The organism is Sorangium sp. So ce117, from assembly GCF_051524395.1.
Classification (GTDB): domain Bacteria; phylum Myxococcota_A; class Polyangia; order Polyangiales; family Polyangiaceae; genus Sorangium; species Sorangium cellulosum_B.
The window spans coordinates 4,501,181-4,515,805 of record NZ_CP150309.1; the positions used below are offsets into that span (position 1 = coordinate 4,501,181).

8 protein-coding genes are annotated in these 14,625 nt (G+C 69.6%); 5 read left to right on the top strand and 3 right to left on the bottom strand.

Annotated elements, in window-relative coordinates; genetic code table 11:
* Positions 1–3 precede the first annotated feature (3 nt).
* From WMF46_RS16810 to WMF46_RS16820, 3 genes are all read left to right on the top strand, one after another.
* A complete protein-coding gene (locus tag WMF46_RS16810) occupies positions 4–2,769 on the top strand; it encodes a type VI secretion system Vgr family protein (protein WP_437986533.1) in 2,766 nt (921 codons plus the stop codon).
* A complete protein-coding gene (locus WMF46_RS16815) occupies positions 2,769–3,341 on the top strand; it encodes a hypothetical protein (protein ID WP_437986534.1) in 573 nt (190 codons plus the stop codon). The genes WMF46_RS16810 and WMF46_RS16815 overlap by 1 nt, the downstream gene beginning before the upstream one ends.
* 70 nt (positions 3,342–3,411) lie before the next feature.
* Positions 3,412–7,698: an RHS repeat-associated core domain-containing protein gene (locus WMF46_RS16820; RefSeq protein ID WP_437986535.1), complete on the top strand. Its 4,287-nt coding sequence runs from the start codon at positions 3,412–3,414 to the stop codon at positions 7,696–7,698.
* Between the two features lie 698 nt (positions 7,699–8,396).
* Here WMF46_RS16820 and WMF46_RS16825 read toward each other — a convergent pair.
* Entirely contained in the window at positions 8,397–9,014 is a 618-nt protein-coding gene (locus tag WMF46_RS16825; protein ID WP_437986536.1) for a hypothetical protein, read from the bottom strand.
* A gap of 249 nt (positions 9,015–9,263) precedes the next feature.
* Between WMF46_RS16825 and WMF46_RS16830 the strand changes: the two genes are divergently transcribed.
* Complete coding sequence (locus WMF46_RS16830) at positions 9,264–10,679, top strand: hypothetical protein (RefSeq protein WP_437986537.1); 1,416 nt, start codon at positions 9,264–9,266, stop codon at positions 10,677–10,679.
* A gap of 47 nt (positions 10,680–10,726) precedes the next feature.
* Here the strand turns inward: WMF46_RS16830 and WMF46_RS16835 are convergent, their stop codons facing one another.
* Positions 10,727–12,442 carry a glycoside hydrolase family 43 protein gene (locus WMF46_RS16835; protein ID WP_437986538.1) on the bottom strand — a complete coding sequence of 572 codons (1,716 nt, stop codon included), beginning with the start codon at positions 12,440–12,442 and terminating at the stop codon, positions 10,727–10,729.
* Between the two features lie 25 nt (positions 12,443–12,467).
* Here WMF46_RS16835 and WMF46_RS16840 point away from each other — a divergent pair, with 25 nt between their 5' ends.
* Entirely contained in the window at positions 12,468–12,605 is a 138-nt protein-coding gene (locus WMF46_RS16840; RefSeq protein WP_437986539.1) for a hypothetical protein, read from the top strand.
* Positions 12,606–12,901: 296 nt separating this feature from the next.
* Here the strand turns inward: WMF46_RS16840 and WMF46_RS16845 are convergent, their stop codons facing one another.
* A complete protein-coding gene (locus WMF46_RS16845; RefSeq protein ID WP_437986540.1) occupies positions 12,902–14,587 on the bottom strand; it encodes a hypothetical protein in 1,686 nt (561 codons plus the stop codon).
* Positions 14,588–14,625 lie beyond the last annotated feature (38 nt).

Below are 14,625 nucleotides of genomic sequence, written 5' to 3' on the forward strand. Positions count from 1 at the left end.
AACGTGGCACGCGAGATGATTGCGCACTTCACGATCGACGAGGTCCCCGCGGCCCGGGTGCTCCGCTTCGAGTCGACCCACGAGGCCGGCAGGCCGCTCGTCCTCGACGTCGAGGTGTACCTCCACACGTACCAGGAGCTCGAGGCGATGATCGGCAAGCCCGCGGCGCTCTCCTTCGGCGTGCCCGGGGAGGTGCCGCGCGTCATCGCGGGCACGGTGGAGGCCGCGACCTCGATCGGCACCACCGAGCTCGGCGTCGAGGGGCTGCTGGGCGTCCGCTACGCCGTCCGCGTCGTCTCCTCGCTCGCGCTCCTCGCGCGCAGCGTCGACTCGCGGATCTTCCAGGACATGAGCGCCAAGGAGATCGTGGCGAAGGTCCTCGAGGATCACGGGATCACCAAGGTCGCGTGGCGGCTGAGCGGCGACTGTCCGAAGCGCGAGTACTGCGTGCAGTACCAGGAGAGCGCGCTCGCGTTCATCTCGCGGCTCATGGAGCACGAGGGCATCTACAGCTTCGTCGAGGTGGACGCGGACGGCGAGCTCCTCGTCTTCGACGACGACAGCACCGTCGCCGGGCCGATCCCGGGCGACCCCGCGCTGCCGTTCCGCCGGCGCACCGGGCTCAGCGCGGCCGACGAGCGCGACGCGATCTACGCGATCCGCGAGCTCGATCGGGTGCGCTCCGGCAAGTTCGTCCTCCGCGATTTCGACTTCAAGCGGCCGAAGCTCGATCTCACGGCGACCGCGACGTCGGGCGAGAACGACGCGCTGGAACGCTACGACTACCCGGGCGGCTACTTCGAGCCGAGCGAGGGGCAGCGGCTCGCGCAGATCCGCCTGGAGGAAGAGCAGGTCGAGCGGCACACGATCGAGATCGACACCATCTGCTCGCGCCTCGCGGTCGGCCAGAAGCTCACGATCACGGACGCCGGCGAGCTCGACGGCGAGTACTTCCTCTTCGCGGTGAAGCACACCTACGTCCACGAGGAGGACGACGCGCTCGGCGGCAGCGAGCGCACGACGCCGCGCTCGAGGGCCCGGGCGCGCCTCGTGCCGGCTTCCGTGAAGTACAGGCCGCGGCGCATCACGCCGATCCCGCTCATCGAGGGGCCGCAGACAGCGACGGTGGTGGCGCCCGCCGGCTCCCAGACCGAGGCGATCCACACCGATGAATTCGGCCGCTGCAAGGTGAAGTTCCACTGGGATCGCAGCGACGTGATCGACGACAAGGCGTCGTGCTGGATGCGGGTCGCGCAGCTCCAGACCTCCGGCTCGATGATGCTCCCGCGCATCGGCTGGGAGGTGATCGTCGAGTTCCTCGAGGGGAACCCGGATCGGCCGATCGTCACCGGGCGCCTCTACAACGGCGTCTACATGCCGCCGTACGCGCTGCCGGAGGGCAAGACCCGCACGGCGATCCAGACCTCGAGCACGCCGGGCGGCGGCGGGGCCAACGAGATCCGCTTCGAGGACAAGGCGGGCTCCGAGGAGATCATGGTGCACGCCCAGCGCGACATGAAGACGGTCGCGGCGAACAACGCCAAGCGGAACATCGGCAACAACGAGACGTCCGTCGTCGGGAACAACGCGTCGCTCGAGGTCGGCGGCAACCAGACGACGAAGATCACGAAGGGCTCGCAGAACACGGTGGGCGCGAACCAGACGATCAGCGTCGGAGGCAACCGCAACGTCGAGGTGAACGCGGTGTCGGCGCTGACGGCGAAGGGCAACGCGACGACCACCGTGGGCGGCAACCAGTTCGAGATGGACGGCAACCCCCTCGAGGCGATGCTCGCGCTCGCGGCGCAGGCGGCTGTGCAGTTCGCGAGCGTGATGGCCAACAACGCGATCGCGGCGGTCCAGGGGCAGGTCGACGGCGCCATCAACCAGGTGATGGCGCCGATCAACGGGCTGACCCAGAAGGCGGCGGGGGTGTCGGGCGCGATGAAGGCCGTCGCCGGCGGGGACATGAGCCGCATGCCCGGCATGATCGCGGGCGCGTCGGGCATCCCCGGCGCGAGCCAGCTTGCGGCCTCGATGGGCGGAGGCGGGGGCGGCGCTGCCGGCGGCGCGCCAGGCGCGGCCGGCCCGCCCAACATGCTCGCCTCGATCGCGTCGAACGTGGCGCAGAGCAGCCTCGCCGGGAAGGTCTTCGTGAAGCCGGAGGCGCTCGCCTCGGCCCTCGGCATGGACGGGGGCGGCGGCGGCGGTGGGTCGACGGCCAACGTCGGCGGGCCGGACGGCGCCGTCGATGGCATTGACGCCACCGACCGCGAGAAGGGCCCCGGGCACACGACCGCCAAGGTCACGGGCACCCACAAGGAGGACGTGGGCTCGATGAAGGTCCTGGGCGCGATCCAGGACATCGACAACAACGTGACAGGCAAGAAGACGATCGACGTCGGCGCCGCGACGGTGCAGGTGGCGTTCGGCAGCTACGCGGAGAGCGTCACGGGCTCGAAGAACGAGAAGGCGACGGGCCTCGTCGTCCTCAGCAATGGGGGCGAGAGCGAGACGGTCACCGGCTCGCGCACCGCGATGGTGGGCGGGGCGATCGTGGACAAGCTCAAGGGGTCTCACGTGGTGCAGGCCGTGGGGCCCGCGACGTTCATCGGGGCCTTCCACAAGGTGGAGGCGAAGGGCGCGATCGTCTTCAAGTGCGGCGCCAGCGAGGTGGTGATCGACGGCGCCGGCGTCACCATCACGTCCCCGCTCGTGACCATCCTGGCGCCGAAGATCCAGCTGCCGAAGAAGGTCTCGGAGGTCTGATGGCGACTCCTTTCGACGGTGGCTCGCGGGCGGCTTCTGCGTCGCTCTCGCTGGAGGAGCCGGACGCCGGGGCCACGGCGGAGGAGGCGTCCGAGTCGCCGCGCGTGACCCTGGACGACGTGCTCGCCGAGCCGGCCGCGGCGCCGCTCCCGGCGCGGAAGGCGCAGCCGCTCGGCGCGGCCATGCGGACCGCGCGCGTCGCCTCGATCGCGGGGCGGAAGGCGTCGATCCACGTTCGTGGCGCCGAGGGGCCCGTCGAGGCCCAGATCGCGCCCGACGTCGATCCCGAGGTGATCGCCGACGCCCGCGCCCGCGGCGACGCCGTGCTCGTCGAGCTCTGCGAGGGCGAGCCCCCGCTGATCGTCGCGGCCCTGACGACGCAGCGGCCGCAGACGCTCCACCTCAAGGCGACCACCGTCGCCATCGAGGCGGAGCAAGAACTGCTGCTCCGCTCCGGCCGAGGCGCGGTCCGCATTCGCCAGGACGGCGACATCGAGGTCGTGGGCAGCCGCATCAGCGCCGCGTCGCGGGGGCTGTTCCGGATCGTCGGGAGGCTCTTGCGGTTGAATTGACGGCACGCACCGCGTGTCCGCTGGAAGGCTCGGCTGTCATAGCTTTCACTCAGGGAGCGTCGAAACAGCAATGCGAACGGCACCTGTCCCCAACATCCCGGCCATCCCGGGGATGAACCCCGGAGTCTTCGTTCTCGGCGGCGGCGGTGACGGCGGCGGGGCCGGCGGCCGCGGAGGCGGCGCGGGCAAGGACAAGCAAGGCGCGAACGGCAAGAACGGGGGCGACAACGCGTCGGGGGGCGGCAAAGGCGCCTGCGGCTCCGGCCAGAACGGCGGGGCGTGCCCCAACCATCACGGCAAGAAGGGGAGCGGCAAAGGCTCCAAGGGAGACCCTGTCGACATCGTTACAGGCCGTGTCTTCACGATCCCCGTCACCGACGTGCACTTGCCGGGCCCGCTGCCGCTGACGCTGACCCGCAGCTACACGAGCGCCGCGCGCGACCGCGACGTCGGGCTCGGGCGCGGCTGGTACCACTCGTACGCGTGGGAGGTGGAGGTGCACCGCGGCCGGACGAGGCTCTGGACCGGGAACGGCATGTACGTCGACTTCACGCCCATGCGCGTCGGCGAGTCGGCGGTGGGCCCCTCCGGGTGGCTGCTCGTCCGCGGCCAGACAGGCTTCGTGCTCGATCGGGGCGACGGCCGGTGGCTCGTCTTCGAGCACGCCTGGCAAGACCGGTACCTCCTGTCGGCGGAGACCGACTCTCACGACAACCGCATCTCGTTCTTCTACAAGGAAGGTGTCCTGGCGCAGATCGTCGATTCGGTCGGGCGCAAGGTCGAGGTCCGCTCCACGAGGGAAGGGCGCATCGCGTCGTTCGAGGTGAAGAACGCGGCGCACCGGGGCCAGCTGGTCCCGTTCGCGCGGTATCGTTACGACGACGCGGGGGACCTGGTGCTCGCCGAGGACGCGATGGGCGCGGCGACCAGGTACACGTACACGGACCATCTCCTGACGTGCCAGGAGCACCCGACCGGCCTTTGCTTCTATTTCGTCTATGACGGGGAGGGGCGATGCGTCGAGACCTGGGGCGCGTTCCCGGGGCGCGAGGACGAGAGCCTCGCCGCCGATGTCCCGGCGGTGCTCGCCGACGGGACCACGGCCGCCAAGGGCATCTTTCACACGAAGCTCGAGTACGGGCCTGACAACTACGTGGAGGCGGCCGACTCGATCTCGGTCGAGCGCTTCTTCGGCAACGACTTCGGGAGCGTCGACAAGGCGGTCACGGCCGCCGGCGTCTTCTGCCGCACGTACGACGCGTGGGGAAACCTGCTGTCGTTCACCGACGCGACGGGGGCGACGACCCGCTGGGAGCGGGACGCCCGCGGGCGGGAGCTCCGGATCACGGATGCTCTCGGCCGGGTGACCACGTTCGAGCGGGACGCCGACGGACACATCCGGAGGGCGGTCGATCCTGCAGGGGGCGTCATCGAGACGGGGCGCCTCACGGGCGGGCTCGTGTGGCGCGACGCCATCGGCGCCACCTTCGAAGTGCACTTCGATCGCCGCGGGCTCACCACGCGGACCGTCGCGCCGAACGGCGGGCAGACGCTGTACCGGTACGACGATCACGGGAACCTCATCGAGCGGACCGACCCAACGGGCGCGGTGACGCAGTACACGTACGACTACTGGGGCCGCCGCCAGAGCATGCTCGACGCGTCGGGGGCGATGGTCACGTACGCCCACGACGACGCCGGCCGCCTCCGATCCGAGCGAACGCCGGACGGCGGCGTCACGCGCTACGAGTACGACCCGTCGGGAAACTGCACGTCGATCTGGCACCCGAACGGCCACACCACCACGCACCGCTATGCCGGGTACAACCGCATCGTCGAGACGCGGGAGCCCGACGGGCGGATCAGCAAATATCGATACAACCGCGAAGGGCGCCTCGTCGAGGTGCACAACAGCCATGGAGAGGTGCACCGCATCCGGCTGAACGCCGCCAGGCTCGTCTCGGAGGAGGTCACCTTCGACGGCCGCACCCTTCGCTATCGTTACGACGCCATGGGGCGTGTCGTGCAGTTCGAGAACGGCCTCGGCGAGAAGACGGGGTACGTGTACGATCCCGTCGGTCGCGTCGTGGAGCATCAGTATCCCGACGGCGGCGTCGAGACGTTCGAGTACGACGAGCTGGACTACATCATCGCCGCGCACGGCCCCTCGGGCGACATCTTTTTCGAGCGCAATCTCCTGGGCTGGGTGACGTGCGAGCGGCAGGTGAGCGGCGGCGAGACGTTCTCGGTGGAGACGAAACATGACCTGATGGGCAATGTCGTCGAGCGAAAGACCTCCCGCGGACACCACCAGACCTGGGTGCGCGACGTCGCCGGCCGCGCGCTGCGGGTGACGCTCGATGGCAACGAGGAGCTCGGCGTCGTCCGCGACGCGCTCGGGCGAGAGACCGCTCGTTATTTGCCCGGCGGCGGGCGTGTGGATGTCGTCTATGACGGGCTCGACCGCATGGTCCAGCGCACCGTGTCGCGCGGGGTCGCAGGCCCCGTGGTGGCCGCAGGTCAGCCCGACTGGATCGGGGCGCTCCCCCATGACCTCACCCTCCGGCAATCGGTTCACTACACGCCGCAGGGCGATGTGGCCGCGATCGACGACGATCGCTCGGGCGCCGAGCGATGGGAGCACGATCCGCGCGGGCAGGTGCTGGCGCGCACCGACGTCCACGGGCAGGGCGAGCACTTCCGGTACGACGCGGAGGGGAACGTGCGCGAGCTCGGCGCCGGCGCGCCGGAGCGCGAGTACGGGCGCGGCAACGTGCTGCTCCGGCGCGGCCCCGTGTCGTACGTGTGGGACGGCGACGGGAGGCTGATCAAGCGCCGCGTGGTCATGCCGAGCGGTCAGGAAGCCACGACGAGCTACGAATGGAACGGCGCGGGTCTCCTGAGCGCCGTGGTGCGCCCCGATGGCGTCCGGATCGAGCATGCCTACGATCCCTTTGCCCGGCGCCTCGAGAAGCGCGTGCTCAGGCGAGACGAAGGCGGGCGCATGGACACGCTGTCCACGACGCGGTTCATCTGGGACGGGGACACGCTCGTTCATGAGATCAAGCGTGAGTCGGGCCCGGAGGGTGATCGGGTCACCCAGGAGAGGACGTACTGCACCGACGAGGAGACGTCGGCGCCGTGGGCGCAGAAGGACGCCAGGAGCGGCGGCGATGCGGTGTCGGCCGAGTGGTACTATTACCTGAACGACCCTGTCGGCAGACCGGAACGCCTGCTCGACGCCGCCGGGAATGTCGCTTGCGAGCTCGACCGCACGGTGTGGGGCGCCGCGCGCCCACGGGAAGGAGCGCGCACGGAGACGCCGCTGCGGTTCCTCGGGCAGTACTACGATGACGAGACGGGCCTCGCGTACAACCGTTATCGCTACTACGACCCCGCGGTAGGACGGTACATCAGCGTCGACCCGGTCGGGCTGCTCGGCGGGCAGAACGGGTTCTCGTATGCCGGCAATCGGCCCACGAAGATGGTGGACCCGACGGGGTTGATGTTCTCGACCACCACGGGGCGGAAGGACGCGAATGGCAATCCGCTGCCGGACATCCAGGGGAAGAGCTCGACCGTCCAGAGCGACGACGACCTCGACCCGGCGCTGAGGGACGCGGTATCGAACTCCCGCGAGAAATTCAAGGACCCCAGCAAGCCCGACAGCGATCCTCGCAACCTGGACGCCGACAACAAGGTCAAGCCGAACGCGTCCAGCAAGGCGGGCAGGTGCGCCGAGATCGACGGGTTAAACCAGCAGGCCAAGGACATCCGGCAGCGCATGAGCAAGGATGCGAACGGCAAGGATTGTGAGAAGTGGGCGAAGATGTCCGAGGCCGAGCGGAACGCCCGAGTCCGGAACGAGCTGCGCGAAGAGTACCGTCGCGGCGCGAAGATCGAGGCGCACTCGAAGAAAGGGAAACCCAAGAATTCCTCGGAGAAGCCTTGCCCGTTCTGCGCGCAGGTCTTCCGCGAGCTGGGCATCCATCCGGACAATATCAATGCTGATCCGAACAAGGATGTGTCCGACGAGGCCAAGAAGAGAGCTGGGCTCACCACGGGTGACGCCAAGGGCGGCGTCATGTACAATGGGAAGAAGTGGGATCACAAGACGGACGGCGTCTACGATCCGGACAGGAATGATCCGGGGAAGAACGTGGCGCGGGAAAATCCCTCCGCGACCAACGTCGTCCCCAAGCTGAACCCGGACGGCTCGCAGCAGAAGAACTCGCGCGATCCGAACGCATTCCAGGACGAGCAAGGCAATTACAGGCGACCGGACAAGCCGCCGCCGCCGCCGGAGCCGAAGTTCGTGCCGCCCGAGGACGACAACACCGACCCGACCGGGAAGTAGAGATGGCAGACATCGGCGAAGAAGCTGCGATTTCGGGCTTGCTCGGGGGGCTGGAGCGCGCGCCGGACGGGGTCTGGCAGGCCACGCGGGCCCTCCTCGCCTCTCCGGCGGTGGCGGCCTGGCTTCATGGCGAGCCGCGTGCTCCCGACTCGCCCGAGCAGCGCCCGTGGTCAGCGCTGGAAGCGCTCTGGGCGAGCTCCCGCCCAGGCGATAGGGCCTTGATCAGAGCTCTTCCGGGCTCTGGCGCGAGCTCTTTGCTCGGTGCGTTCTGTCTTCATCTCACGCGGCGAGGGCTGGCCCGCGTGGCGTTCATCCCGATCTCGGTGCACTGTGGCATGGCGGATCCGTCGATATGGGTCGCCGCGCTGCATGCGCGGCTCGGAGCGTTGACCTCCAGGAAGGCATCCGAGCGCGCGCTCGCTCCGCGCGTGGCCGATGACGTCCGACCGATCCTCGACGGTGACGAGAACCCCGAGACGCCGCTGCTGCTCGTCCTCGACGGTGCCCACGAGAACGATGATCCGGCGGTATGGTCGCGCATCGGATGGTCTGCGGGGCTGCCCGGGAACGTCCGGGTGTGGGTGTCTGCGGACAACGACCCCGGTGTCACGGCCGCCCGATGGGGTGAGGCCTTTCATTGGTTAAACGGTTGGTCGGATGTCATCCTGGAGGCGCCGTCGGAGCGCTCCGTCACGGCGCTACCTGGTGACGTTGACGCAGCTACCGTGTGCGTCTTGAGCGCTGCCAGCGGGCCGATAGCGGAGGCAGAGCTGGTCCAGATCGTGGGAGGCGATCAGGCCGAGACCCGGGTGTCTGCCACGTTGCGGAAGCTCGAACCCTGGATCTGTCACACAACGCATGGCGCCGCGTTCCGTCATATAGCTCTCGGGAAAGAGCTTGCCCTCCGCTTGAGCAGCCTGGGCGACGCCCGTGGGCGGGCGCTCTTGAGCGCACATGTTCGGGCGCTTCTCGATAGCTGCTCCGAAGGGAGCATCGCCCCTGGCGCTCGATCGGAGTACGTCATTCGATACGGGGCGATGCACTTCGTGCGACACGATGCCACGGCGGGAGAGCTCGATCGCGTGATCGCCGAGCCGATGCGCGCCGCCTGGGAACCCCTGGATGGCGGTTCGTTCGGCTTTCGTGCGCTCGTCGTCGCCGCGTGGCGGCGAAGCCACGCGGCGTTCGGCGAGGCGAAGTCGGAAGCCGCGCGCGGTCGGTGCATGGTGCAGGCGCTGCGGTTGCGCACGATCTTCGAGCAGATCATCAGTTTGCTCGTGCATGCGCTCCCGGACGTGGTTGCCGGTGCCATCCACGAGGGGATCTTTCGGCCGGACGCAGGCATCGAGCTCGCCAAGCCGCTGAACGAGAAAGACAGGCTTCGGCTGTGGCGGGCGGTTCGACCCGCCGTGTCCGAGGCGGATGTAGCATGGCCAACGCCGTTGCTGCACGAAGCAGACCGCGCCGTCGGAGGGCTCGAGGCCGCCGGCGCGACCGAGCCCCCGTCGGCATACCAGCTAGACCGCAGACGCTTCGTACTGGGCGGGCTGAAATCACGTCGTGTCGTGAAGGCGCTCGTGATCGGCGCGCTCCGGCGGATCGCCGAGCGGCTGCGCTTCCCCGCGCGGGAGGAGGTTCTGCTGCTGGCGGCCAGGCGCCTCGCCGGGCTCCATCCAGAGCGCCGTGCGTTCTGGGCTGCCCTGCTGGCGCCGCTCTACCCCGAGGAGCGCCGCGCCGAGCGACTCGAAGACGTGGACGCGCAGATCTCCGCCTTGCCGGAGCTCGGAGATCGCCTTGAAGTCTTGACGGAGCGGCTCCTGGCGACCTCAGAGGGAGCGAGCGCGATCGTTCAACGAGCCATTGGATGGCTGCTGTCCTCCGAACGATTTCCGCTCACGGCGCAGCGCTTTCTTTTTCATGTTCCCGAGAGTGAATGGAACCGGTGTCTTCCCGAGGCGGCCCGAGCGCTCGTCCGTCGCTGGCAAGGCGAATCGCGAGGATCCGCGGATTCGCTCGGGCCGCTCCGCTGCGGGCAGCTGCCTCCGTGGCTCGCGGCCGAGGTGCAGGATGCTCCCCTCGCGGAGGTGAAAGCGCGGACGGACGTCTCTGACCGCAACTACGTCGCCTCCGAGCTCGTCTCCTTCGTCACGGCGGACGTCCGTGCGGAACTGGCACGCATGTTCTTCTCGGAGCCGCCAGAGACCTTTCGCAGCGAGGACCGCACCATCAAGAATTGGGCGGAATCGGCGACGCTGGAGGAGCTCCGCACCATTCACCAGAAGGTGTTGCCGTGCATGGGCTCTCAGATTGACGACGCGCTCGTGGCGCTCTCCCGCCGTGCAGTGGCGCTCGGCGACAGAGACCTCGCGACAAGCTTTTGCGCCGCGATGGAAGGGGACGACGACCGACATCAGGCCGAGCTGGAGATCGCGCTCGCGCTGGGCCCGTTTTCCGACGTGGAGCGCCTCGTGCGCCCGGACCTGGACGACGAGGAAGCGTCTGGAATGCTCGAGATGGTAGGGAAGGCGCTGAAGGGCGAGGAGCACGCGGAGCGTTTCGCGGAGCTCGTGCGTGGCGCTGCCCGAGCGTCGAACAGGCTGTCCGCGTGGGCGACCGTGTTCCCGTCGCTCTCCCTGGAAGCGAGGGAGAGGTTGTCCGCCGCCGTCGCCGACACGGTGAAGGAGGCGCTCCGCGAGCCCCCCGAGGAGTCCGACGGCTCGCTCTGCCGCATGTTCCCGTGGATGTCAGAAGAGAGCCTGTGCGACGTATGGCGAGAGCGCGCCTCACCCGAGGCGTGGCGCCCCACGATCGCCGAGATCACGCCTCTCTTCACGTACGATCGACGCTATGACAACGGCGCGTGCCTGGACACGCTCCTCCTGCGTCTGGGAGGTGAAGCCGCCCTCGTGGCCTGGGCCAGGACCCTCGCCGAGCTCGACGATTGGTTCTCGGAGATCGGGCCCGGACCCGAAGAGGGCTGACCCCACGCGTCCGCGGCGATGTGGCCATCGCCGCCCGGGTTACCGATTCAGCTCGTCACTCCCGGACGACGCCCCCTCCGGCCGCGCTGCCGGAGCCCCAGGGACGCCGCGAGCAGCGCTGTCAGCGCGAGGGCACCTCCGGATGGAGCGCGGCTCGCCGCGCGACAGCTACAACCGGCTGGATCGCCCGACTGCTCGCCGGAGGTGCCCCCCGACGACGCCTGGGCGGCGGACGTTGAGCTGGGGGACCCACCACCCGTGGCCGCACCCGTCGAGGGCGCTCCTCCGGAGCCGGAGCCGGAGCTGGCGCTGACACCGCCGCCGCTGCCGACGCCACTGCCGCTGCCGTCGCCACCGCCGCTCGTGCTTCCCCCCGCGCCACCCCCGCCGGCGGCTGCGCCCCCGACGGGCGAAAATTGCCAGAAGTTCACGTTGAAGAGGTTCGACCCGCCGCCGGTGAAGACGAGATAGAGGTCGTGCACGCCTGTGGCGCCGTCGACCGCACACGACACGTCGCTCCACTTCTGCCAGCCCCCCGTCGCCCCGACCGCGCAGGTGCCCACGAGCGTGCCGTCGCGCGCATCCAGGCGGAGCTCGATGCTGCCACCCTCCGCGCCGCTCGCGACGCGCGCGCGGAAGCTCTCCGCCCCTTCGCCGAAGTCGACCCCGCGGAGGCGCACCCAGTCGCCGCCGTTGATGAACGAGAGGTCCATCCCGCCCTCCTCGCAGGGCTCGGTCTCGATCCCGCTCTGCGCGTTGAAGGTCTCGGCCTCGACGCGGGCGTAGGGATCGAGGTTCCCGATCTGTTTGACCCCGTCCGTCGTGTAGGTCACCGGCACGATCGAGCCGTCGTCCTTGTAGGTGAGCGGCTCGAGCGCGATGGTCCGGCGATAGCCCGTGGGCTCTCCGGCATCGGTGGCGACAGCGCGGTTGTGGTAGGCGTGGTACCAGGAGCCGCCATACTCGAAGATCGCAGCGTGGTTGTTGTTGTTGTTCTTCGGCGGCTGGGGCCCCGCCGTGCCACGGTGGGTGAAGCCGGACGTGGGGCTCGTGCTCGTGAGGTAGTCGATCCGCATGTCGTTGGCGGGGTTCGTCGAGTACGACAGGTAGTAGAGGCCGTTGCGCTTGTGCATCCAGGAGGCCTCGAAGAAGTACGGGACCGTGAGCGCGATGGCCGAGCCCGAGACGCTCACCATGTCGTTGTTCAGCTTGATGATGCGCGCGTTCTGCTCGCCATTGCCGCCGAAGTAGAGGTACGCTTGGCCGTCGTCGTCGACGAAGACGCCCGGATCGAAGAGCCACATGTTCGGGCCCGAGGCGCCGGGCGTGCTCGAGGTCACCAGGGCGCTGCCCTTCGCGTCCTTGAACGGTCCGGTCGGGCTGTCGCTCGAGGCCACGCCGATACCGTTCCCATTGTTGCCGAAGTACATGTAGATGGTGCCGTTGCGCTCAACCATCGCCGGGGCCCAGGAGTGGTTCGCCCAGGAGACGTCACGGGGCACGCGCAGCACTTCCCCGTGATCGGTCCAGTTCTTCAGGTCGCTGCTCGAGACGGCCACGATCGAGGCCATCTTGTAGCCGTCGTCCGAGCCGTCCGCTTTGACGTTGTCGTCGTCGTTCGAGCAGTAGAGGTAGACACGCCCGTCGTGCACCAGCGAGGCCGGGTCGGCGAGGTAGCGGTGCGAGGCGATGGGGTAATCGGCCAGCGCGGAGGGGCTCGCGACGAGCCCGACCGACGCGAGGGCGACCCCGCAACAAGCCATTCTCGCCAATGTACGTGAGCGATGCATGTTCACCTTACCTGTTGGTCCAGAGCCGTTGATCACCGCCGCGCGGGCGGCAGAGGCCGATTCCTTCATGGTCGAGCCGGGCGCGCTGGAGACCGTCTCTCTGGCGTCGCGGTTCGCTGTGTCGATCGAGGGGTAGACGTCGCCGCCGTCTCCATCGGTGGTGGCGGCGACGTCTGCCGCCGTTCCGCCGTCCGCGAATCCCGCTCCCGTCGAGGGATCGGAAGAGGCTCCGCCCATGGCGCCGCTTCGCCCCCGAAGTGCAGAAGGCGAGGTCACGAGCGCAGGCTGTCCAGGGCGAAGCAAAAGGATGCCCCGGGACCGCACTGTGAACGTTCACATGACCGATGTCAATCGAAATGGACCCGCGCGAGGCGAGCGTCGACCCCTCTCGACGCCAGCGCGGAGTGGCGCCGGACTCGAGCGCTGGTGTCCTCAGCTCTGGGCGCTCTGGTCGACGAGCGCTTGCCACTGCTCCTTGAGCGCCGGATCGGACTCGAAGCGATCGTGCCATAGCCTGTGGAGCGCGATCCAGCTCTGTGGGGTCAACCCATAGTGGCTCTGGATCTGCGGGATGTGATTCGGATGGTCGCGCAGGTCGGCGCACAGGCGCGCGTACCGCGCGAGGGAGATCCGCTCCACGCGGCGCATCGTCTCCTCGTCATCCACGCCGGCGTGCGCTTGCGCGGCGGGCTCCGCGGGCGAGGGGCTTGCGGACGGCTCGACGGCGCCTGGCTGAAGGAAGGGCAGGGCCCAGCTCCCCGTCGGGATCTGGGGCGGCTGCGGAGCGATCTCTCCCCTGGCGGGCCGCGATGGCGCGGGCGATTGGCCCGGACGAGCGAAGGGCAGCGCGTTGTCGGCGGGCGGCGAGGGGGTCGGTCGCGAGAACGGCAAGGCGTTATCGGCCGGCGGCGCGGAGGCCGGTCGCGAGAAGGGCAGGGGATTGGTGGCCGGCGGCGAGGAGGCCGGTTGAGAGAAGGGCAAGGGATTGGCGGCCGGCGGCGAGGAGGCCGGGCGAGAGAACGGCAGGGCGTTATCGGCCGGGGGCGCGGGGGCCGGCCGCGAGAAGGGCAGGGGATTGGTGGCCGGCGGCGAGGAGGCCGGTTGAGAGAAGGGCAAGGGATTGGCGGCCGGCGGCGAGGAGGCCGGTTGAGAGAAGGGCAAGGGATTGGCGGCCGGCGGCGAGGAGGCCGGGCGGGAGAAGGGCAAGGCGTTGTCGGCCGGAGGCAAAGGGGCCGGGCGAGAGAAGGGCAAGGCGTTGTCGGCGGGAGGCACAGGGGCTGGGCGAGAGAAGGGCAGAGCGGCGTCGAGCGGAGGTAGAGGGGCCGTGCCGGAGAAGGGCAAGGCTCTGTCGGCCGCCAGCACGCCGACCGTGCCGATGCTCGTCATCTCCATCTCCGGGCTGTCTGCCGGTGACGCCGCTGCACCCTCGACCGCGGGCGCGTTCGACACGTCTTGGCGGAACGGCAGCGCATCCCGGCTCGGGAGAGACGTCGTGCCGAGGAGCGTCATGCGGGCTCGCGGTGCCGTGGACGGCCGCTCCAGGCTCGGCATGGGCAGTGACGACGGCACCGTCGGGAGCAGCGACGGCAACGGCACGGCTGGTGGCAACGGCACGGCCGGCGGCAACGGCGAAGGCTGTACGACCCCGGCCGGCGGCAACGGCGAAGGCTGCACGACCCCGGGCGGCGGCGGGGCGGCGCTCCGCCTGGCCCAGGGAGATCGCGCGGCCCCCTCGTCGCTCACGCCCGCGGCAGGCGGCGGCGTCGTCCCATCCCGAGGCGCCCCCTGCAGCGGGGCGATGCGCGCTGCGGGCGCGACCGGCATCGGCCCTTCCAGCTTCCTGCGCGCGCCCCGCGCCGTCTCCTCGGCGCGGCGCTTCTGCGCGGCGACGAGCTCCAGGTACCGGCGGCTCGATCGCAGCTGCCCGCGCGCGGCCTGCGCGGCGAGCCTGGACATCCACCGCTCCCGCTCCGCCTCCCACGCCGCGGCCGAGAGCCCCGCGTCCGCGAGCACCTCGTCGCGCGGCAGGCCCGCCTCGAGGGCCCCGGCCACGGCGGCGAGCTCCTCGAGCCGGATCGATTGGACCTCCTCGTCGCGCTCCACCATGTCCACGAACATACCCCCTCGTCACCGTCGGACGGCGCGCTGCGGCGGCC

Bases quoted from the DNA above. Each gene is read 5' to 3' on its own strand.
- WMF46_RS16845 (WP_437986540.1), bottom strand. From the start codon at position 14,587: ATGTTCGTGGACATGGTGGAGCGCGACGAGGAGGTCCAATCGATCCGG.
- WMF46_RS16840 (WP_437986539.1), top strand. From the start codon at position 12,468: ATGTTCACCTTACCTGTTGGTCCAGAGCCGTTGATCACCGCCGCGCGG.
- WMF46_RS16815 (WP_437986534.1), top strand. From the start codon at position 2,769: ATGGCGACTCCTTTCGACGGTGGCTCGCGGGCGGCTTCTGCGTCGCTC.
- WMF46_RS16835 (WP_437986538.1), bottom strand. From the start codon at position 12,442: ATGGCTTGTTGCGGGGTCGCCCTCGCGTCGGTCGGGCTCGTCGCGAGC.
- WMF46_RS16820 (WP_437986535.1), top strand. From the start codon at position 3,412: ATGCGAACGGCACCTGTCCCCAACATCCCGGCCATCCCGGGGATGAAC.